We start from the raw sequence: 21,863 nt of genomic DNA on the forward strand, positions 1-21,863 counted from the left end.
AAGCTCATATAAAAAAGGGCTAAAATAGCCCTTGTAGATTGTAGCGGATTTTAGCTATAAAGCATACCCGCAAACTTGAGAAATAGATGAGTTTATTCTGTAACAGTAATAGTTTCAGTCACAGTTTCAATTTCCTGAGGTGATTCCATATTAGTCGATGTGGTTGGAGCCTCCTGCGCTTTGCGTTCTTGACGCACTTTTTCTACTACATCATTTATGGTGAGGATTAATTTTTCATATGCATTGCCATTGCCTGGTCGTTTATTGGCTTGTTCTGCGCTGATGAGATAACGACCATCCACAACGATAGCTGGTGTAAAATTGACTTTATATTGATTACCAATAAGATCTTCAGCTCTATTAAACGAGCTTTTCGCTGAGAAACCATTCCAAGCTTTTAAGAATTTCTCTTTATCGATGCCCTGAGTTGCCATAAAGTCTGCAATTTGATTTTCATTGATAAAACGTTTTTTATCTTGATGGATCGCTTTGAAAAATGCTTCATGCCCTTTATCTAATTCATTTATGGCCTCTAAAGTATAGAATGCTTGGGCATAGAGCGACCAAATTGCTTGGCCAGGTGAGGCAAGCGTGATGACTTCGACATCATCAACATCTTTTTGTGAATCACGCCAAGGCGCAAAGTAGTTTTCAAACATATAACATGCAGGGCATGCATATGAAAATATTTCTACAACCTCGATTTTATTGGGATCATAGATTGGAGCCACCGGCGGAGTAATATCTTGATAGTAGTTTTGTGCGCTAGCAGCTCCTACCATTGAACCGAGAAGAATGATACTTGTGGCTAGGATTTTTTTAAACATTTTTGAAACTCCTTAATATAAATACGACTTATAACAGTATATTACCGTTAATGCTGCTAAGTCATTAATTTTATGAATTTGATAAGATCCAGATTTTATTGATGGATCATACATATTGATTTTAGAAAAGAAAAAAGTGAGCAAAAGCCCACTTTCTAATATTCTTTAAGGGTCAAGACTCTTAAGTATTAAATCCTAAGGCTGTAAACCTTGAATATAAGATGAGACTTCTTTGATCTCAGCTTCACTCATACGTTGAGCAATATCGCGCATAATACGTGCGGGGTCATTTTTACGCTCTTCTGTTTTAAAACGATTTAATTGTTTTTCTGTATAGAACGCATGTTGACCTGCAAGTGCAGGGTAGTTTGCAGCAGCGTTACCTTGGCCCGTTGGGCTATGGCAGGCAGAACATGCAGGAATACCACGAGCGATGTCACCGCCACGGTAGATCTGTTCGCCGCGAATTGCGAGCTTTTCATCAGCTGTACCGTAGTTCCGTTTCTGTTTAGAGAGGTAAAGCGCGACATCGGCAATATCTTGATCGGTTAATTTATTCGCTTCGACACTCATATCTTTATCAAAACGAAGACCATTATCAGGATCGGTATAAGAACGCTTCATCTCATAGAGCTGAGTACGGATATATTTTTGATGCTGTCCTGCAAGCTTAGGATATAGATCATTTGTACTTACGCCATCTTTACCATGACAAGAGACGCAAGTTTCCGCGATCTTCTTACCTGCTTCATAATTTGGTGTTATTTCGTTGGCGTTCACTTGAGTTAACATCAATGTGACACTCATTCCAATTAGAGCTTTATAATTAAAACGCACAGCCGTTTCTCTCCTAAATTTGGGTTGTTCTTTTCATATAGCGGACTCATTAAATCTTGTAATTTTAACGCTTAAATCGCTAAGTTACGGGATTTGATCAGCTAAGTTGAGCAAAATAATTCTTAAATATTGCACTATTCTATTCTATTTTAAAAAAAATATGTAGTAGAAGGTTAAAAGAAGTTTGTTTATATCAAGAATTTTCTCATGAAAGGGGGAAGAATAGGGAATATAAAGGCATAAGATAATACTTTGATTAAAGCAGTATGAAACACTTGTATAATACCGTTATATCGATTCTTTAATTATTTTTGATGACGCTTTATTCTGGAAATGATCATTGGTCAAAAAATTGGTTGCGCTACCTAATAGAGTTAGAAAATAGGACAGTGGCTTAATAAAAAACATTGTTTCGGTAGTTTCGTCAAGAGTTTGATTCCTCTATAATGATTCTCCTTATCCCTGAGCATTGAGCTCGATTGTTAATAAGAGAGAGAACTAAAAAACTATGGAAATTTTGCGTGGCTCACCTGTGTTATCTCCATTTCGTGTTACGAAATTTATCAATTTATTTACCGAACAGAATCTCCCTATTACCGGAATCTATGCAGAGTATCTTCACTTTGCAGATCTATCAGAACCCTTAACAACTGATGAGATGACACGGTTAACGCAACTTCTTCATTATGGTCCTACCCTTAAAGAGCATACCCCACAAGGTATGCTCTTTATCGTTACACCGCGTCCTGGCACACTCTCACCTTGGTCATCTAAAGCAACAGATATCGCGCATAATTGTGGACTCGATAAAGTGAAGCGCCTTGAGCGAGGTATTGCCTATTATATTACTATTGCCGAAGGCACTACCTTGACTGCTGATCAGACGACAGTTTTAACGGCACTACTTCATGATCGTATGATGGAAACGGTCTTCCGGGAAATGGCGGAGGCTAAGGCACTCTTTACACTACAAACGCCGGCGCCTTTAACACGTATTAATGTCTTAGAAGAGGGGCGTGTTGCACTGGAAGAAGCAAATAGCCGTTTGGGGTTAGCTTTAGCACCTGATGAGATTGATTATCTCTTAGCTGCTTTTACCCGCTTAAAACGTAATCCTACTGATGTTGAGCTCTATATGTTTGCACAAGCAAACTCTGAGCATTGCCGGCATAAGATCTTTAATGCCGATTGGATTATCGATGGAAAAGTTGAGCCTAAATCGCTCTTCAAGATGATTAAAAATACCTTTGAAAAAACGCCAGATTATGTGCTCTCTGCTTATAAAGATAATGCAGCTGTGATGGAAGGCTCAACGGTAGGACGTTTCTTCCCTGAGAAATCGGGACATTACCAATATCATCAAGAACCCAATCATATCCTGATGAAAGTAGAAACTCATAACCATCCTACGGCAATTTCACCTTGGCCCGGTGCGGCTACCGGTTCTGGAGGAGAGATCCGTGATGAAGGTGCAACGGGGCGTGGGGCAAAACCTAAAGCAGGTTTAACAGGATTTTCAGTGTCTAATCTTCGGATTCCAGGATTTATTCAACCTTGGGAAGTGGATTTTGGTAAGCCTGAGAGAATCGTATCGGCATACGACATTATGATGGAAGGTCCACTCGGTGGGGCAGCTTATAATAATGAATTTGGTCGCCCAGCGCTTTTGGGCTACTTTCGAACTTATGAAGAATCGGTCAATAGTTATAATGGCGAAGAGGTTCGTGGTTACCATAAACCGATTATGTTAGCTGGTGGTCTTGGGAATATTCGGGCAGAGCATGTGCAAAAAGGCGAGATTCCTGTGGGGGCAAAATTAATCGTCCTTGGTGGGCCTTCGATGAATATCGGACTCGGTGGAGGGGCCGCTTCCTCGATGGCATCGGGTGAATCAGATGCCGATCTGGATTTTGCTTCGGTACAGCGTGATAATCCTGAAATGGAGCGACGTTGCCAAGAGGTGATCGATCGTTGTTGGCAGTTAGGGGATGAGAATCCTATTCTCTTTATTCACGATGTTGGTGCCGGTGGTTTGTCAAATGCAATGCCGGAGCTAGTGAGTGATGGGGGGCGTGGTGGTCGATTTGAGCTTCGTGATATTCCTAGTGATGAACCCGGAATGACACCGCTTGAAATTTGGTGTAATGAATCACAAGAGCGCTATGTATTAGCCGTTGCGCCAGAAGATTTGGCGCAATTTGATGCGATCTGTCAACGGGAGCGGGCGCCTTATGCTGTTATTGGTGAAGCGACAGAAGCGCATGAATTAGTATTAAATGATCAATATTTTGAGAATCAACCTATTGATATGCCTCTTGATATCCTGTTGGGTAAAACGCCGAAGATGACACGAGATGTGACTTCTCGTCAGTCGTTAGGTGAAACGCTTAATTTGCAGGATATTTCGTTGTCGGAAGCCGTTGAACGAGTATTGCACTTGCCGGCGGTTGCAGAAAAAACCTTCTTAATTACAATTGGCGATCGTTCTGTGACCGGAATGGTGGCGCGAGATCAGATGGTAGGGCCTTGGCAGGTGCCTGTGGCTGATTGTGCTGTTACCACTGCAAGCCTTGATAGTTATCATGGTGAAGCGATGTCGATGGGTGAACGAACGCCTGTTGCGTTGTTAGATCATGCAGCCTCTGCGCGTATGGCAGTAGGGGAAGCATTGCTGAATATTGCTGGAACCGATATTGGTGATTTGAAGCGGATTAAGTTATCGGCAAACTGGATGGCCGCTGCTGGTCATCCTGGTGAAGATGCAGGTCTCTATGCCGCTGTTAAAGCAGTTGGTGAAGAGCTTTGCCCAGCATTAGGATTAACTATTCCTGTCGGTAAGGATTCGATGTCGATGAAAACCGCTTGGAGCGAAGGCGGATCTGAGCGTTCAGTAACGTCCCCGTTATCATTAGTGATTACAGCATTTGCACGAGTAGAAGATGTTCGCCGGACGGTTACGCCGCAATTACAGCCTGCTATTGAGAATAAGCTATTGCTCATTGATCTAGGGGAAGGGCGTAATACGTTGGGGGCAACCGCTTTAGCACAAGTCTATCGCCAATTAGGTCAATCAGCCGCAGATGTGCGAGATATTGATAAGCTTCGGGCATTTTTTGAGGTGATGCAAGAGTTAGTGCGGGATCAGAAGCTATTGGCTTATCACGACCGCTCTGATGGGGGCTTGTTCGTAACATTAGCGGAAATGGCATTTGCCGGTCATTGTGGAGTGGAAGTGGATATTGCAGATTTAGGTGATAATCCATTAGAAGTGCTCTTTACTGAAGAGTTAGGGGCGGTGATTCAAGTACGCACTGAAGATCTAGATGCTGTGATGGCACGTTTTGCGAAAGCGGGGTTAGATTCAGTCATGTATTTATTAGGAGAAGCAAAAACAGGCAATGATTTTGTGATGATGCAAAATGGCACGGTGCTTTATCACAATAGTACAGCGCAGCTTCGTCTCTGGTGGGCAGAAACCACTTGGCAGATGCAAAGAGAGCGGGATAATCCTCTCTGTGCTGATGAGGAGCATGAGGCTAAGGCTGATTGGGATAATCCTGGTATTCATCCTTATCTCACTTTTGATCAGAATGAAGATATTGCTTCTCCTTATATTATAGGTAAAGCCAAACCTCGCATTGCTGTACTTCGGGAGCAAGGTGTCAACTCACATGTAGAGATGGCGGCAGCCTTTGATCGTGCTGGATTTGAAGCGATTGATGTACATATGAGTGATCTATTGAGTGGCGCTCGAACTTTAGAGGAGTTCCAAGCGTTAGTGGCTTGTGGTGGGTTCTCTTACGGTGATGTATTGGGTGCTGGGGAAGGTTGGGCTAAATCAATCCTCTTTAATGACCGTGTTCGTACCGAATTTGCAACATTCTTCGAGCGGGAAGATACATTATCACTCGGCGTGTGTAATGGCTGTCAGATGATGTCAAATCTCAGAGATCTCATACCAGGTGCGGAACTCTGGCCCCGCTTTACGCGTAACCGTTCAGAGCGTTTTGAAGCCCGTTTTAGTATGGTGGAAGTATTAGAGAGTCCTTCCCTATTCTTAAAAGGCATGGAAGGCTCTCGTTTAGCCATTGCAGTTTCTCATGGTGAAGGGTTTGCAGAGTTTAGAGAGCAAGCGCATCAAGAGGCATTGATCACTCAAGGTTTGGTCGGATTACGTTATGTGGATGCTTATGGCGCAGCAACAGAGCAATATCCTGCTAATCCTAATGGCTCGCCTGCCGGTATTACTGCCGTGTCATCTCAAGATGGTCGCGCAACCATTATGATGCCGCATCCTGAACGTGTTTTTAGAACAGTGAGTAACTCTTGGCATCCGGCTGAATGGCAAGAAGATGGCCCTTGGATGCGTCTCTTCCGTAATGCCCGAAAAGCCTTAGGTTAATGCGGTGTGAATGAATGGACTGAGGATCTAATAGATTAGGGATTGAATGGATCTAAGAGGTCTGATAATAAGTCGTAACTATTTTTCGATAGTTACGCACTATCAGAGAAGCGGGCATCAGCTCGCTTTTTTATTTATCACTTTTTATTTCTTGTTTTTTATTTGTCCGTAATTAATGGCTGTTAGAAGAGAGAGCTTGAAAAGTGTTATAAAGATTGTTCAATTGTCACTTAACTTGCGTTACGATAAGAAATTATGGTACACCGAATAGAGAATAGTCTATAATAGACTGTTTATAGACATTTACATTGTTTTAATTAGAGTGAGGAAATCAATGCCCGTTATTACTTTGCCTGATGGTAGTAAAAGAGAGTACCAAGGCGCCGTTACAGGATTTGATATTGTCAATGATATTGGACCCGGTCTTGCAAAGGCTGCTGTAGGAATTGTTGTCGATGGAGAAGATAAGGATCTTAGCTATACGATTACAGAAGATGTAGACTTTAAAGTATTAACGGTAAAGGATACGGCAGGATTAGATATCGCAAGACATACGCTTGCAGCCCAAGTTCTAGCGCGTGCAGTGAAAGAGCTCTATCCTGATGCGAAATTGGCCATAGGTCCGACCATCGAAAATGGATTTTACTATGATGTGGATTTTGTAGAACCGATTACGCCAGAAGCATTACCGGCGATTGATGCCAAAATGCGGGAAATCCTCAAAGAGAATTTAGAGGTTACTCGTGAGATGTGGCCTCGGGCGAAAGCGATCGAGTATTTCCTCAATAAAGGGGAAGTTTATAAAGCGGATATTATCGAACGAGCACCGGAAGAGCAGACAGAGATCTCTCTCTATCGTCAAGGGAATAATGGGGAAGATGTCTTTATGGATCTTTGCCGTGGACCGCATCTTCCAACCACCAATAAAGCCAAACTAGCCTTTGCGCTAACGAATGTTGCGGGTGCTTATTGGCGCGGTGATTCCAATAATAAGATGTTAACCCGTATTTATGCAGTGGCTTTTGCAACAGAAAAAGAGCTTAAAGAACATCTTGAACGTGTTAAAGAGGCGGAAAAACGGGATCATCGTCGTATTGGCCGTGCGCAAAATCTATTCCATCTACAAGAAGAGGCGCCAGGCATGGTGTTTTGGCATCCTAAAGGTTGGGCGATTTGGCAAGCGGTAGAGCAATATATGCGTCGCCGGCAGAAAGAGGAAGGTTACCAAGAGATTCGCACGCCGCTTGTCATGGATCGTACGCTTTGGGAGCGTTCAGGGCACTGGGAAAACTATAAAGAGAATATGTTTACCACCTCATCGGAGAATCGGGATTATGCGATTAAACCGATGAACTGCCCATGTCATATTGAAGTATTTAATAACGGACTTCACTCTTACCGTGATCTTCCAATGCGTTTGGCAGAGTTTGGTTCATGTCATCGTAACGAGCCATCAGGAGCGCTTCATGGTTTAATGCGCGTTCGAGGCTTTGTGCAAGATGATGCACACATCTTTTGTCGCGAAGATCAAGTGGTTTCTGAGGTAGAGCGTTTTCATCGTTTTGCAATGAGTGTGTATGATCACTTTGGTTTTAATAATGTCAGTGTTAAATTATCACTTCGCCCTGACCAGAGAGCGGGAGATGACCTTATTTGGGATCAGGCGGAATCAGGACTTCGTTCGGCATTAAGTAGTGCCGGCATTGAGTGGGAAGAGTTACCTGGTGAGGGTGCTTTTTATGGCCCTAAAGTGGAATATCACATCAAAGATGCAATCGGTCGTTCTTGGCAGGTGGGTACTATTCAGCTTGATTTCGTATTGCCTGAACGTTTGGATGCTGAGTTTGTGGATGAAGATAATACGCGTAAACGTCCTGTAATGTTACATCGTGCTATTTTAGGTTCATTTGAACGTTTCATCGGAATCTTAATTGAGCATCATGCAGGATCAATGCCGTTATGGCTAGCACCAGAACAAGTCACAATTTTAACGATTACGAGTCAGCAAATTGAGTATGCTGAACAACTTGAAAAAAGTTTGAAAGCCCTTAATATAAGAACAAAGCTTGATATTCGTAATGAGAAGATCGGTTATAAGATTCGTGAGGCAACGATTGCACGGATTCCGTATATTTTAGTGCTTGGAAATCGCGAGATGGGAGAGGGTAAAGTTGCGGTAAGAACTCGCGAAGGGGAAGACCTTGGTGCAATGACGCTTGAGGAATTTCTCGAACTTCTGCAAAAATCATTGTAGAATATTGGACATATAAAACATTAAACGGGGATTATTCTTAGGAAAATGCCCGTAATTAATCACTTAAATAGTAGGTAACTGATATAATTTATGGGATATTTATAGATTTTTTATAAAAACATTTCTATCGAATTTTATTCAGAAATGACTATTTAACCTATATTCAAAAGATATTTTAAAGATTCATTAGCATAGGAGATAGTATTATTAGCAATCAATATGAACATCGAATTAACGATAAAATTTCGGTGAAAGAAGTACGCTTGATTACAGCTGATGGGGAACAAAAAGGAATTGTTCCACTTGATGAAGCGTTAGATTTAGCATACAATGATGGGCTTGATTTAGTGGAAATTTCTCCGACTGCCCGTCCGCCTGTATGTCGCATCATGAATTACGGTAAATTCCGTTATGAGCAACAGAAAAAGGCAGATGAAGCGAAGAAGAAACAGAAGCAGATTCAAGTAAAAGAGATCAAGTTCCGTCCTTCGACGGATCAGGGTGATTATCAGGTAAAACTACGCAACCTGATACGTTTCCTTACAGATGGTGATAAAGCCAAAGTGACGCTCAGATTTAGAGGGCGTGAAATGGCGCACCAAGATCTAGGTATGGATCTATTACTTCGGGTTGAGCAAGATTTGAAAGAGTACGGTACTGTTGAACAACGTCCAAAAATGGAAGGACGACAAATGGTCATGGTACTAGCACCGATCAAAACTGCGCCGAAAGAGTAGTCCGATTTATTAAAATGATAGAAATGCGAGTGGATTAAAATGCCAAAATTAAAAACACATAGCGGCGCAAAAAAGCGTTTCCGCAAATCAGCAAGTGGTAGTTTCAAACGCCAATGTGCGTTCCGTAGCCATATCCTGACTAAAAAATCAACTAAGCGTAAAAGACATCTTCGTGGGGAGGCTGTGATCTCGAAAGCAGATCATAAGCAAATCGCACAATTGTTACCACACGCATAAGTTATTAATTAGGAGAATTACAAAATGGCAAGAGTTAAACGCGGGACGACGACTAAAGCGCGTCACAAAAAAATCTTAAAAAAAGCAAAAGGTTATTACGGTGCACGTTCACGTTCAATCCGTACAGCAACCCAAGCGGTTTATAAAGCGGGTCAATACGCTTATCGTGACCGTCGTCAACGCAAAAGAGATTTCCGTTCACTATGGATCGTTCGTATCAATGCTGCAGCGCGTGAGTTTGGTCTTTCATACAGCCGTTTCATCAATGGTCTTAAGAAAGCAGAAATTCAAATTGACCGTAAAGTGCTAGCAGATATGGCTGTTCATGATATTAATGCATTTGGCGCATTAGCAGAACGGGCTAAATCAGCATTAGCATAAATCTCTCTTAGTTAATATAAGAGTTTGAACAAAAAGGAAAAGCAGCACTTTGATTGCTCTTTTCCTTTTTTTATTGTAATTACAGATATGTAGGTAGATGAACTAATGAGTCTAGAGACAATTCTTCAAACTGCTTTAGAAGCCATCGCTAAAGCGGATAATTTGCAAGCTATCGAAGAGGTGCGTGTCACCTATTTTGGTAAAAAAGGGCAGATCAGTGGCCTAATGGCAGAACTTGGGAAATTAGATCCTGAAGCGAGAAAGGCGCGAGGCGCTGAAATTAATGAGGTGCGTAGAGCGGTCACCGAAGCGCTTGAAGCGAAAAAAACAGTGCTTGAAGAAGCAGAATTGTATCGCAAACTCATGACAGAAACTGTCGATGTTACTCAGCCAGGTCGCAATAGTGATATGGGAGCCTTACATCCTATTACTCGTACAATGATGCGTATCCATCAATTCTTTTCATCTGTCGGATTTGATGTGGTGGAAGGACCTGAAATTGAGAGCGATTTCTATAACTTTGAAGCGCTCAATATCCCTGAACATCATCCTGCAAGAGCGATGTTTGATACCTTCTATTTTGATGAACATATGTTGCTTCGGACACATACTTCGAATACTCAGATTCATGTGATGCAAGAAGAGAAACCGCCTATTCAGATGATCGGTTATGGTCGTGTATATCGTAGTGACTCAGATGTGACTCATAGTCCGATGTTCCATCAAGTGGAAGGTTTAGTGGTGAATAAAGAAGTCACTTTTGCGGATCTGAAAGGCATTTTGACAGAGTTTATGCAAAAGTTCTTTGAAAAAGATTTAAAACTTCGTTTTCGCCCATCTTTCTTCCCATTCACAGAACCATCAGCAGAAGTGGATATTGAGTGTGTGATCTGTAATGGCGATGGTTGTCGTGTTTGTAAAAATACAGGCTGGCTTGAAGTGTTAGGGTGCGGCATGGTGCATCCTAATGTTTTAAAAGCGGTCAATATCGATCCTGAGGTTTATCAAGGTTATGCCTTTGGAATGGGCGTTGAGCGCTTAGCGATGCTTCGTTATAGTGTCAATGATCTGCGCCTTTTCTATGAAAATGATATGAACTTCTTAACGCAATTTAGATAATAGGATTGGTACAAAGATATGAAAATTTCAGTTTCTTGGTTAAAAGAGTGGATTCAAGAGATTCCTGCAGATCTTGCTAATCGTTTAACGATGGCGGGATTAGAAGTAGAAGGTGTAGAATTAGCAGCACCGGCATTTAGTGGGGTTGTGATTGGTGAAGTCGTCGCTTTAGAGCAACATCCTGATGCAGATCGCCTTCGGGTGGCACAGGTTAATGTGGGGCAAGATACACCGGTACAGATCGTTTGTGGTGCACCGAACGTTGCTGTAGGTATTAAAGTGCCCACTGCATTAGTGGGGGCTGTTTTGCCGGGTGATTTTAAGATTAAAGATGCTAAATTACGGGGTGTTGCTTCTTCAGGAATGCTCTGTTCAGCAAAAGAGCTGGGATTAAATGAAGATGCTTCAGGGTTAATGATTTTAGATTCATCATTAACTGTAGGTGCTGATTTCCGCGAAGCCTTAAGTTTAGATGATGAGATCGTTGAGATCGATTTAACGCCGAACCGTGGGGATTGTTTAAGTATTTTAGGTGTAGCAAGAGATTTAGCGGCAATGACCGGACAATCTGTTCGCAGCTTTGACGAAGCACCTTTAACGGTAGAGAGCACTTTTAGTAAGCATGTTGTGGTGGATGATCCTGCAGATTGTCCTAAATATTTAGGTTGTGTGATTGAGAATGTCAACCCTAAAGCCCCCTCACCTTTATGGATGCAAGAGCGCTTACGCCGTTGTGGTATCCGTCCTCATGGTATTTTAGTGGATGTCACCAATTATGTACTATTAGAAGTGGGTCAACCGTTACATGCATTTGATATTGCGAAAATTGAAGGAGATCTTCATGTGCGTCGAGCCCGTCAAGGCGAGGCTTTAACACTCATTAATGAGGATAAAGTGACGCTTCGAGAAGATACCCTTGTGATCGCCGATGAGAAGAAAGTGCTTGCTATGGCAGGGATTATGGGGGGGGTAGAGAGTGGTTGTGATGATACAACAACGACTATTTTCTTAGAAGCGGCTTGGTTTAACCCGATTACCATTGCAGGGCGCGCGCGTAATTATGGTTTACATACCGATTCTTCACACCGTTTTGAGCGGGGTGTTGATTTTGCTTTAGCAGAAAAAGCTTTAGCTTATGCGGTAAGTTTAATTCGGGAATATGCGGGTGGAAAAGCAGGACCTGTGACCCGTATTGTAAGTGAAGAGCAGCTACCCAAGCGACTACCTATAAAGGTAAGATTTTGTAAAATAAATCAAATAATTGGACAAAAATTTACAAACTGTGATATAAATACACTACTAAGTCGTGTTGGAAATGTGACAGAAGTTCACAATGATTACCTTATCATTGAGCCACCTAGTTACCGTTTTGATTTACAAATAGAAGAAGATTTTATTGAAGAAGTCGCGCGGTTAAATGGGTATGATGAAGTTCCTGTCTCGTTTGAGATGCTATCACAAGTTGTGATGAATCCTGTGCCTGAATCAAAGGTCAAATTAGCGGATTTCAAACAGATTTTAGTGGATCGTGGTTTTTATGAAGTGATTGAGATGAGCTTTACAAGTCCTACTTGGCAAGCGATTTTAGATCCGGGTAGAGACACGATTGCACTCAAAAACCCGATCTCTAATGATCTTTCTGTGATGAGAACAACGCTATTACCGGGTGTTTTAGGGGCGATGGATCATAACTTGAAACGGCAACAGACACGATTAAGATTTTTTGAGTCAGGCCGTACTTATAATGGGACATTAGAGAATCCTGTACAGGTATTGCATATTGCCGGTGCTATTTGTGGTACCGCAGCACCTTTACAGTGGGGTGTTGATGCTCGAGTGGCTGACTTTTTTGATTTGAAGGGGGATGTAGAAGCACTCTTAAAACGGACAGGCAGAAAAGATTTCTGTTTTGTGCCATCAGAGCGTGAGATTTTACATCCAGGACAGAGGGCAGATATCAAGTTAGAAAGTGGTGAAACAGTCGGCTATTTAGGAAAATTACATCCATCTGTGGTGAAAGCTTTAGATCTGAATCGAGATATCTTCGTATTTGAACTCAATTACGATCTTCTCAGTCAATCTGAAACACCTAAGTTCCAAGCGCTCTCTCGATTCCCTGTGTCAAAACGAGATCTAGCGCTCGTTGTACCAGCGTCAGTGACGACGCAGCAGATCGTAGATGTAATGCAAGGCAAAACAACGCCTCGTAAATATCTTGTTTCCGTTAACTTATTTGATATCTATGCACCGAAGAACCATCAAGATGAAAAGGCCTCAAAAAATATGGCATTTAGTCTTACTTTCCAAAATCGCGAGGAGAACCTCAAAGATGTGGAAATTGATCAGGTAGTAGCGGAGATATTGAGCGATCTTACGCAATTAGGTGTCACGCTACGACAATAATTCGATGTTTGATACAAATAAGTTATATGTAAAGGAGTTATATATGTCTACTTTAACGAAAGCTGCGATTACGGAAAACCTCTATCACAGCACTAATATCTCTCGGGAAGATACCAAGCAATTTGTAGAAGATTTCTTCGGTGAAATTAGTGATGCGTTAGCTTCAGGCCGTGCCGTTAAGCTCTCTGGTTTTGGTAGTTTTGAGTTACGTGATAAATCAGAGCGTCCAGGCAGAAACCCTAAAACAGGGGAAGAGATTCCAATCAGCGCACGTCGTGTTGTAACATTCCGTATTGGTCAGAATTTACGTTTAAGTATGAATGAATTAAGCCAAAAAGCAGAGCGCTAATTATTGCGCTTAGGGCCTTGAGATTATGATTCTAAGTTGATGATCTAAGATGATAATTAAATGGCTCACTGTTTGAGGATTGAAAATATAATTCTTTCACAATAGACGAAAGTCCGGTCTACTCAGAGATGAGATCTTCTAAAGTTTCTCATCTCTGAGATCAATCAAAAGCCCTGCAGAATAAAATGCAGGGCTTTTTGTATCTTCGATAGAGATCGGCGTATAATCAAGCACAGTTTTCTTAACATCTATCGTATGAATGTCTATTTTACGAAGATCTATTTTATAGTAAGATCGGTTCAAAAGAAGCTTGTTAAAATGCCGGCGCATCGGCTGATCGAGGCAAGGAAGCTGTTCTATCCGGCATCTTGCAAGTGTTGGTGAGTCAGGTTTTATCTTCTTTTAAATGCAATAGCTGTTTAAAAGCCATTTTTCTTAAACCAAATTTACTGTACAAAGACCATATTTCACAAAGGTCACTTTCATACGGGTCATTATCGGGGAATTTTATGAAATCATCGCTCTTTCGTTCGCTCTTTACTGTGAGTGGTTTTACCTTTCTCTCGCGGGTAATGGGTCTATTGCGTGATATCGTATTTGCGAGCTTCTTCGGGGCAACCGCCGCAATGGATGCGTTTAGTGTTGCCTTTAGAATCCCGAATCTCTTTCGTCGATTTTTTGGAGAAGGCGCTTTTAATCAAGCCTTTGTACCAGTATTTAGTGAATATCGTTTAGAGAGAAGTTTTGATGAACTACGGCGTTTTTTAGCGGAAGTCAGTGGTACGCTTGGCATTATTTTACTCGCCATTACCGCATTAGGATTATTTTTCTCATCCGAAATGGTTCTTCTCTTTGCCTCAGGGTTTCGAGATAATCCCGAGAAATTCTATCTTACAGAATCGCTCTTACATTTGATGCTTCCTTATCTCTTTTTTATCTGTATGACCGCAATGTATAGCAGTGTACTCAATGCTATACATCAATTTGCTATTCCCGCCGCAACGCCGATTCTGCTTAATCTCTTCCTGATTTCCGGCGCGATGATCAGCAGTCTTTGGGCTGAACCGATTATGGCCCTAGGCTATGCGGTATTTATTGCGGGTATTGTGCAGTTATTGACCTTACTTTTTGCCGTTAAAAAGGCGGGGCTTCTCAGTAAGCCGACGATTCGATTCTCATCGCCGGGCGTTAAAAAAGTGATGTGGCTGATGGTTCCGGCCTTGATTGGCTCTTCAAGTAGTCAGATTAATATTTTGATTAATACTCAATTAGCCTCACGTTTAGAAACAGGAAGCATTACCTGGCTCTATTACTCAGATCGTTTAGTCGAATTTGCCATTGGTACTTTTGCAGTAGCTTTAGGGACGGTTATTTTGCCGAAACTCTCGGAGTTACATACCCAAAAAGATTGGGTTAATTTGGGCAAAACGATTGACTGGGGAGTAGAGCTATCGCTCATTATCGGCATCCCGGCAATGTTAGGATTGGTATTCTTGGCAGAGCCTTTATTAGCGATCCTCTTTATGCGGGGGGAATTTACGGCGACAGATGTCGTAATGGCAAGTAGAAGTCTAATGACTTATGCCTTGAGTATCCCGGCTTTCTTTATTATTCGCATTTTAGCGCCGGTCTATTTCTCTCGGCAAAATACGAAAACCCCGATGTATTTTAGTCTGATCGCCATTGGCACCAATATCTTACTGCAACTTATCTTAGTGCGCTATTATCAGCACGCAGGGCTAGCGCTCTCATCCTCGATTGCCGCTTGGGTGAATGCGTTACTACTTGCCGGCGGATTGGTTGTGATGAAAGTGCACTACTTTAAAGATCTCTTAACTCGTAAAATGCTGGCATTACTTCCGGCAAATGGGCTTCTCATTGTGGCGCTAATGGGCGTTAATCATTATCAATCATTCTGGTTTAGTGCCTCTATTTGGCTCAAATTACCGCTGATTATCGGCATTATTCTTCTGATTATTGCACTCTATTTTGCCGTATTACATTTTGCAGGCTTTAAACTTGCCCGATTAAAAGGGCCATTAGGCAATATTCAATCAGTGCAAGAATAGAGTGTCGTGAGCGTAAGGTGCTTGATAAGAAGCTTGCAAATTATTTTAAAATCATTTTACGATTTTGACCTCTCTTTTATGGCGCTGAAAGCGGTAGATCTCACTACCGATATAGAGTGATACTGCGCCCCAAACAATAGCAAAACCGATAAATCTTGAGAGTGAGAACGCTTCTTCAAAGATCCAAATGCCGGAGATAAATTGTAGGGTCGGAGAGGCATATTGCAAAATTCCAACAATGGAGAGGGGAATATATTTTGCGCCTTTAGCAAAGAGGAGTAGTGGGATTGTCGTCGCCGCACCGGAGAAGATTAAGATAAAGAGCGGTAGATTCTCTAACTCTAAAAATACAAGCGCGTTTTGCTGATACATCATTGTCAGATAGATGATTGTGAAAGGACTCATAAAGAGTGTTTCAAGGAAAAGCCCCGGCAAGGGTGGAAGTGAGGCGATCTTTTTAATTGCACCATAAAAGGCAAAAGAGAACGCAAGTAAAAGGGCGATAAAGGGGAATGTTCCGCCTAAAATGGCCAGCCATAAAACACCAAGTCCGGCGATAGCAATGGCGATATATTGCATTGAGGTGAACGTCTCTTTAAAGAGTAATCGTCCTAAGAAGATACTGACTAATGGATTGATATAGTAGCCTAAACTTGCTTCAAGCACCTGTTTACTACTAATGGCATAGAGATAGATAGACCAATTGAGAAAGAGGAAAAATGAGGATCCGATAAAGGTAAGTAGAATTTTACGATTGCGAAAAGCATCCGCAAGCAGTAAGCGATCTTCTTTACGAAAAAGCAGTAAAATGACGATGAAGAGCAGTGCCCACCCAATACGCTGTGCCATTAATTGAAGCGGGTCAAGCCCTGCTAAGGGGAACCAATAGATCGGAAAAAATCCCCAAATAATGTAGCAAGTAAGGGTAAGGAGAATTCCTTTTTTGTAGTCTTGTGGCGATAGGTTAGCGTTCATAGCGAGCTCACGATAGAGATGATTAGAGATATAAAGGAAATTGGATAGAGATCTTGAGATATTTGTTAGTGTAGCAGGATTTAATAAGGGCGCATGATTTCTCTTTTGCTTCAATGGTGAGCTGATATCATCAGATTGTGATTCGGATATGTATTCAGATTAGAGTCATGAATTCTTATTAAATTTCTGATTAAGATGAGCGATAGATCATCACTACAATGATTATTGTCGTCAGGATTAACGTAAGGATCAGCGAATTTTTTCTGATTCGGGTAAAATAGAGTACGAATGAAATCGAGATGATTAAATCAATTTCACTAGAGATAATGGTAATAGAATGATGTAGTTAATGAGCTACATCTGCATAATGATCAATGAATGTATAAGCAAGGAGTTATTGCAATGCAAGGAAAGAGTATTCAAGTTGGGAAAATCTCGGTTAGTAATGAGCAACCTTTTGTTCTATTTGGTGGCATTAATGTATTAGAGGATCTTGATAGTACATTGCACGCTTGTGGCGAGTATGTCAAAGCCACTACAAGTTTGGGAATCCCCCTTGTGTTTAAAGGTTCCTTTGATAAAGCTAATCGTTCCTCTATCCACTCTTATCGTGGTGTCGGTTTAGAAGAAGGGATGCGAATTTTTGAAGCGGTTAAAAAAGAATTTGGCGTGCCGGTCATTACCGATGTACATGAACCACATCAAGCACCGATTGTGGCTCAAGTAGCGGATGTTCTGCAATTGCCGGCATTTTTAGCTCGGCAAACGGATTTGGTCGAGGCATTAGCTAAAACCGGGCGTGTGATTAATGTGAAAAAACCACAATTTTTAAGCCCGTCGCAAATGGGGAATATTGTTGAAAAGTTTGCAGAAGCTGGTAATGAACAGGTGATTCTCTGTGAACGTGGTAGCTGTTTTGGTTATGATAATTTAGTGGTAGATATGCTTGGTTTTGGCGTAATGAAGAAAGTTTGCCACAATTTACCAGTCATTTTCGATGTGACTCATTCTCTACAACAGCGCAATCCCCTAGAGAAGGCATCAGGCGGTCGTCGGGAGCAGGTATTAGAATTAGCCCTATCAGGGATGGCAACAGGATTAGCCGGCCTTTTCTTAGAAGCCCACGTTGATCCTGATCATGCAAAATGTGACGGTCCTAGCGCATTACCCCTTTCGCTATTAAAACCCTTTTTAGAGCGAGTCAAAGCCGTTGATGAAGTGGTGAAATCTTTTGCACCTTTAGAGATTCGCTAGGTTTAACTATAGTAGATAAGGGAAGAGGCTAGAGGTATAGGGGATATATAGGAGATATTATTATATAAATGCAAGAAAATATATTTATGTATATTTATATCTGTTTATAATTATTTATAACTAATATTTTAATGCTATACTATCAATGATGACTTGGAAATCAGAATAACGTATCTTTAAGCTTTTGAGATACGAATGAGTATTCCAAATCCGAATAGGAAACGATCCTGTCATCAGGGTCGTTTTTTTTGATTGTCTAAAAAGAGGCGTAAAAATGGAAGAGAAAGTCTATACTATTTCTAGTAAAGCCAAAACGAATTTGATCCTAATGATTGTGTTTGCAGTCGTGGCCATTGTTGTGATTGAGCAATTATTAGTAGGGCGTGTGCCGGTACTGCTCTTTATTCTACTTGGTATCTTTTTCTATATCACTTCAGTATCAACGGCCACTTTAAAGCGTGATCGCTTAGTAGTGAAACCAATACTCGGCCGGGCTCGGGAATTTACCTTTCACGATGGCACTTTTGCGATTGATAAACAGCAGGGTATTTCGGCAATGGTGATGCTCTTTAAGAAAGAAGCAGAATGCCTTACCTATAGCCCGATTGGTCAAGATCCGGTAATGGCAATGAATGGGTTATATGATATTGCCGTTATTGAATCGATCTACAATGATATTAAAGCTCGTCAAGATGAAATAGGACGAGAGATCGAAGCAGAAGCTGATTCAGAGTCAAAATCCGTACCGGATAATGAAACAGCGTTACCCAATAGTACTGAAAAGGGCCATATTGAAAATAGTGATATTGAAGAAGATGCGGTTGGTGATGCTAGCGAGAAAGAAACGGCGCAGGTAGCAGATTCTACGGAAGAGAAAGAGGCCGATCATTCCCATCCTATCGACAATAATGCGACACAGGATGCATCGGATCAGTCGCGTCGTTCATAATAATACAGTAAAAAATATAGGCCGATCTTAAACAGGATCGCTTTTGGCTGGAGATCAAATGGAAGATAAGATTTATAAAACTTCAGGTCGGGCAAAAATGAAGTTGATTTTGATGCTTGTCATTGCAGGGATGGTTTTGCAACGTATTTTTATGGGGCATGCATCACTAGTTCTATTTATAGGGTTAGGGATTTTCTTTTATTTCATTGCAAATTCAACTGTTGTTGTACAAGCGGATCGTCTTTTATTGAAACGATTTTTAAATAAAACCAAAGTCTTTCCCTACCGGGAGGGTATTTTTGTATTAGATGAACAGAAAAAGTTTGCATCAACCGTAACCCTCTCAAAAGGCGAAGAGGATAGTTTAATTTATCATCCTAAAGAGGGAAAACCGGTTGTTGCTGTCAGTAATATGTATGGGCGAGAAGTATTAGAGCAGATCTACCAGAATGTGATAGAGAGACAAAAAGCATTAGGGATTGAGGAAATTACGTTGCCAAAACCTGAAGATGTCGAAGAAACGCAAGAAGAGATTGATTATCGAGAATTAGAGGAAATTGCACTTCAGGCGGGCTATATTGAAAATGAAAGTTTTTATGAGCAATCCCCTAAAGTAGCTCATTCATCGAATAAGGTATCGGAGGATAGTTCCGAAGAAATAGAGAATAAAGCGCAAGAAGAACTTAAAAAATAAGCTTATTGAAATGCCGGCGCATCGATTGATCGAGGCAAGGAAGCTGTTCTATCCGGCATCTTGCAAGTGTTGTTTAGTACGCTTTTATGTTCTTTTAAAACCCCACAATAGCTGTTTAAAAACCATTTTTCTTAAACCAAATTTACAATAAAAATCTATTAAAAACCCCAAAATATCATAATGATACTTTGGGGTTGTTTATGGATACTAGATCTAAAACTTATCTAATAAGTTCAAGTAGTAATACGATTATCTGCTGAATCTATCAGATCTCTGCTGTTCTCTCTTTTAACCAAGCAAGTACAGAGTCATCTTTAATGCCGGTGCTGAGTTTTTGATAGACTTCCTTGTGATAACGATTGAGCCACTCGATCTCTTTTGCCTCTAATAATGAACGGTCAATTAAGCGTGTATCAATTGGGAAGAATGTTAGGGTTTTAAAGTAGAAGTAACGTCCGAAGTTTGTCTCTTGTTGCTTTTCAACCGGTAAAGCGACGACTAAGTTTTCGATACGAATCCCCCACTCATTTTCTCGATAGAGGCCGGGTTCAATGGAGGTAATCATTCCTTTTTTAACACTCATTTCAGCTGTTACGGGCGCTCTAAAAGAGAGTACCTGTGGGCCTTCGTGAACATTCATAAAGTATCCGACCCCGTGGCCTGTGCCGTGACCATAGTCGAGATGATTTTCCCACAATGGCCGGCGGGCAATGGCATCGAGATAGGGCATTGGGATATTTTCAGGGAAGACCGTTTCACTCATTACAATCAGTGATTTTAAGACCCGAGTAAAGTCCCGTTTTTGGGCATCTGTAGCTGTACCAATGGGGATGACTCGAGTGATATCGGTTGTACCATTTTGATATTGGGCACCAGAATCGATGAGAAGTAAGCCATTCCCCTCTAAGGTTGCGTGATTCTCTTCTGTGGCTCGATAGTGGGGAAGTGCACCATTGGCATTAAATCCGGCAATGGTATCAAAGCTTAAATCGACAAAGTGCGGACGTTTAGCGCGCTCTTCGGCAAGAAGATCAGCCACATCTAATTCTGTGAGCGTTTCCCCTTGGGCTAAGCGTGCTTCAAAGGCGCTGTAGAAGTGTGCCATTGCAATGCCGTCTTCTCGCATTGCCTTTTCAATATTGGCAATATTGGCATCGCTTTTCTGTGCTTTGAGCAGTGTACTTGGATTAGTGAGATAGTGAATCTCAATCTCTTCATCGAGCGCTTCGAGGGTTGCATAAGTATTGCGTTTTTCATCGAGCATGATGACTTTATCCGTAGGGATATTCATTACTTCTTCATAATAGACATCGTATGGGAAGACGGTGATTTTATGTTCACCGAGATATTTTTTCACTTCAGAGGTGATTTTGCGCTCATCAATAAAGAGCGTTACCGAAGATTGGGTGATCATTAGAAATGCTAAGAAAACAGGATTATAAGTGACATCCTGTCCTCGTAGATTCGTAATCCACGCAATATCATCAAGGGTTGAAACAAGGTGAACATCGGTGCCATAGTGACTCATTACGGCGCGAATTTTTTGAATTTTAGCGCTGGCCGATTCCGAAACAAATTGTGGATCGTGGAGGTAGAGCGGTTCGCAAGGTAATTCTGCACGATCCGGCATAATTTTAGAAAAGGGGTCAAATTCCGTAGTGAGTTCAATGCCACTTTCTGCAAGCGATTCAAATAGATCTACAAACTTCTCAATGGAGATTGTATCGCCTAAAACGGCAACCCGGCTCTCTTCAGGCAAAATCTCTTGTAGCAGGGCCGTATAAGAGGGCGTATTCGCTTCGCCTAATTTCATCAGTGTAATACCGGTGCCGACAAGCTCTTTCTCTGCTTGTACCCAATAACGACTATCTGCCCAGAGATAAGCTTTATCGCGCAATACAAGAAGAGAACCCGCTGAACCAGTAAATCCTGAGAAATATTCCCGCAGTTTCCAATGATCAGGGAGATATTCAGAAAGATGAGGATCGGCACTTAAAATAAGCCACGCATCGACTCTCTCTTTTTGCATCTGTTTTTGAAGAGCGCTGAGGCGCGTTTGGATGGTTTTATTGCTCATAGCGATATTCCTTTTCTGATTCTGTTTATTGCAATCATTCATTGCAATCACGCTGTAAATTGTTATTTAGTGTATCACTTTCTAGCAAGCTCGGCAGAAGGAGTTATCGGGAGATAGGGAATGTTAAGTGACTCACTGTAATGGCAAATGGAGGGATTCTGATGACATAAATGAAAAGAAAAGGGGGGGGGAGAAGGTTTTAAAAGGGTCTGAAATAGTTTACAAATAGAGAGGGTGAGAAATGGAAATCTCACAGCAAAAAATTTCTGCTTTCGGTATGATGAAAAGCGAGCTTAAAA

General features: G+C 41.5%; 16 protein-coding genes. 12 read left to right on the forward strand and 4 right to left on the reverse strand.

Features of this window, described 5'->3' with window-relative positions; translation table 11 throughout:
* Window positions 1–92: 92 nt before the first annotated feature.
* A complete protein-coding gene (locus tag WMO13_RS01815) occupies window positions 93–827 on the reverse strand; it encodes a thiol:disulfide interchange protein DsbA/DsbL (protein WP_051396346.1) in 735 nt (244 codons plus the stop codon).
* Between the two features lie 195 nt (window positions 828–1,022).
* Complete coding sequence (locus WMO13_RS01820; RefSeq protein ID WP_026879633.1) at window positions 1,023–1,664, reverse strand: c-type cytochrome; 642 nt, start codon at window positions 1,662–1,664, stop codon at window positions 1,023–1,025.
* Between the two features lie 508 nt (window positions 1,665–2,172).
* On the opposite strand from WMO13_RS01820, the gene purL reads away from it, so the two are divergent.
* The 9 genes from purL (at window position 2,173) to murJ (ending at window position 15,615) form a co-directional block, all read left to right on the forward strand.
* Window positions 2,173–6,066, forward strand: a complete 3,894-nt coding sequence (gene purL, locus WMO13_RS01825) for a phosphoribosylformylglycinamidine synthase (protein WP_026879634.1) — start codon at window positions 2,173–2,175, stop codon at window positions 6,064–6,066.
* 334 nt (window positions 6,067–6,400) lie between these two features.
* The gene (gene thrS, locus WMO13_RS01830; protein ID WP_026879635.1) at window positions 6,401–8,320 is read left to right on the forward strand and encodes a threonine--tRNA ligase; all 1,920 of its coding nucleotides are present in this window, start codon (window positions 6,401–6,403) and stop codon (window positions 8,318–8,320) included.
* A gap of 203 nt (window positions 8,321–8,523) precedes the next feature.
* Window positions 8,524–9,057, forward strand: a complete 534-nt coding sequence (infC, locus tag WMO13_RS01835; protein WP_026879636.1) for a translation initiation factor IF-3 — start codon at window positions 8,524–8,526, stop codon at window positions 9,055–9,057.
* A gap of 39 nt (window positions 9,058–9,096) precedes the next feature.
* Window positions 9,097–9,294: a 50S ribosomal protein L35 gene (gene rpmI / locus WMO13_RS01840; RefSeq protein WP_026879637.1), complete on the forward strand. Its 198-nt coding sequence runs from the start codon at window positions 9,097–9,099 to the stop codon at window positions 9,292–9,294.
* 24 nt (window positions 9,295–9,318) lie between these two features.
* Window positions 9,319–9,675 (forward strand): 50S ribosomal protein L20, encoded by a 357-nt coding sequence (gene rplT / locus WMO13_RS01845; RefSeq protein ID WP_026879638.1) that lies wholly within the window; start codon window positions 9,319–9,321, stop codon window positions 9,673–9,675.
* Between the two features lie 105 nt (window positions 9,676–9,780).
* Entirely contained in the window at window positions 9,781–10,794 is a 1,014-nt protein-coding gene (gene pheS, locus WMO13_RS01850) for a phenylalanine--tRNA ligase subunit alpha (protein WP_026879639.1), read from the forward strand.
* Between the two features lie 18 nt (window positions 10,795–10,812).
* Window positions 10,813–13,197 carry a phenylalanine--tRNA ligase subunit beta gene (gene pheT / locus WMO13_RS01855; protein WP_026879640.1) on the forward strand — a complete coding sequence of 795 codons (2,385 nt, stop codon included), beginning with the start codon at window positions 10,813–10,815 and terminating at the stop codon, window positions 13,195–13,197.
* A 4-nt stretch (window positions 13,198–13,201) separates the two neighbouring features.
* Entirely contained in the window at window positions 13,202–13,546 is a 345-nt protein-coding gene (locus tag WMO13_RS01860; protein ID WP_157954911.1) for an integration host factor subunit alpha, read from the forward strand.
* 509 nt (window positions 13,547–14,055) lie between these two features.
* Complete coding sequence (murJ, locus tag WMO13_RS01865; protein ID WP_034856272.1) at window positions 14,056–15,615, forward strand: murein biosynthesis integral membrane protein MurJ; 1,560 nt, start codon at window positions 14,056–14,058, stop codon at window positions 15,613–15,615.
* A gap of 51 nt (window positions 15,616–15,666) precedes the next feature.
* On the opposite strand, the gene rarD is transcribed toward murJ, so the two are convergent.
* Window positions 15,667–16,590: an EamA family transporter RarD gene (rarD, locus tag WMO13_RS01870; RefSeq protein ID WP_034856293.1), complete on the reverse strand. Its 924-nt coding sequence runs from the start codon at window positions 16,588–16,590 to the stop codon at window positions 15,667–15,669.
* Between the two features lie 402 nt (window positions 16,591–16,992).
* On the opposite strand from rarD, the gene kdsA reads away from it, so the two are divergent.
* From kdsA to WMO13_RS01885, 3 genes are all read left to right on the forward strand, one after another.
* On the forward strand, window positions 16,993–17,844 hold the full coding sequence (gene kdsA / locus WMO13_RS01875; RefSeq protein ID WP_034856275.1) for a 3-deoxy-8-phosphooctulonate synthase: 852 nt from the start codon (window positions 16,993–16,995) through the stop codon (window positions 17,842–17,844).
* A 274-nt stretch (window positions 17,845–18,118) separates the two neighbouring features.
* A complete protein-coding gene (locus WMO13_RS01880) occupies window positions 18,119–18,793 on the forward strand; it encodes a hypothetical protein (protein ID WP_026879643.1) in 675 nt (224 codons plus the stop codon).
* Between the two features lie 58 nt (window positions 18,794–18,851).
* Window positions 18,852–19,487: a hypothetical protein gene (locus WMO13_RS01885; RefSeq protein WP_026879644.1), complete on the forward strand. Its 636-nt coding sequence runs from the start codon at window positions 18,852–18,854 to the stop codon at window positions 19,485–19,487.
* 265 nt (window positions 19,488–19,752) lie between these two features.
* On the opposite strand, the gene WMO13_RS01890 is transcribed toward WMO13_RS01885, so the two are convergent.
* Window positions 19,753–21,564, reverse strand: a complete 1,812-nt coding sequence (locus WMO13_RS01890) for an aminopeptidase P family protein (RefSeq protein ID WP_026879645.1) — start codon at window positions 21,562–21,564, stop codon at window positions 19,753–19,755.
* Between the last annotated feature and the right edge of the window lie 299 nt (window positions 21,565–21,863).

The sequence above is a fragment of the Ignatzschineria larvae DSM 13226 genome, from assembly GCF_038500265.1.
GTDB lineage: Bacteria > Pseudomonadota > Gammaproteobacteria > Cardiobacteriales > Wohlfahrtiimonadaceae > Ignatzschineria > Ignatzschineria larvae.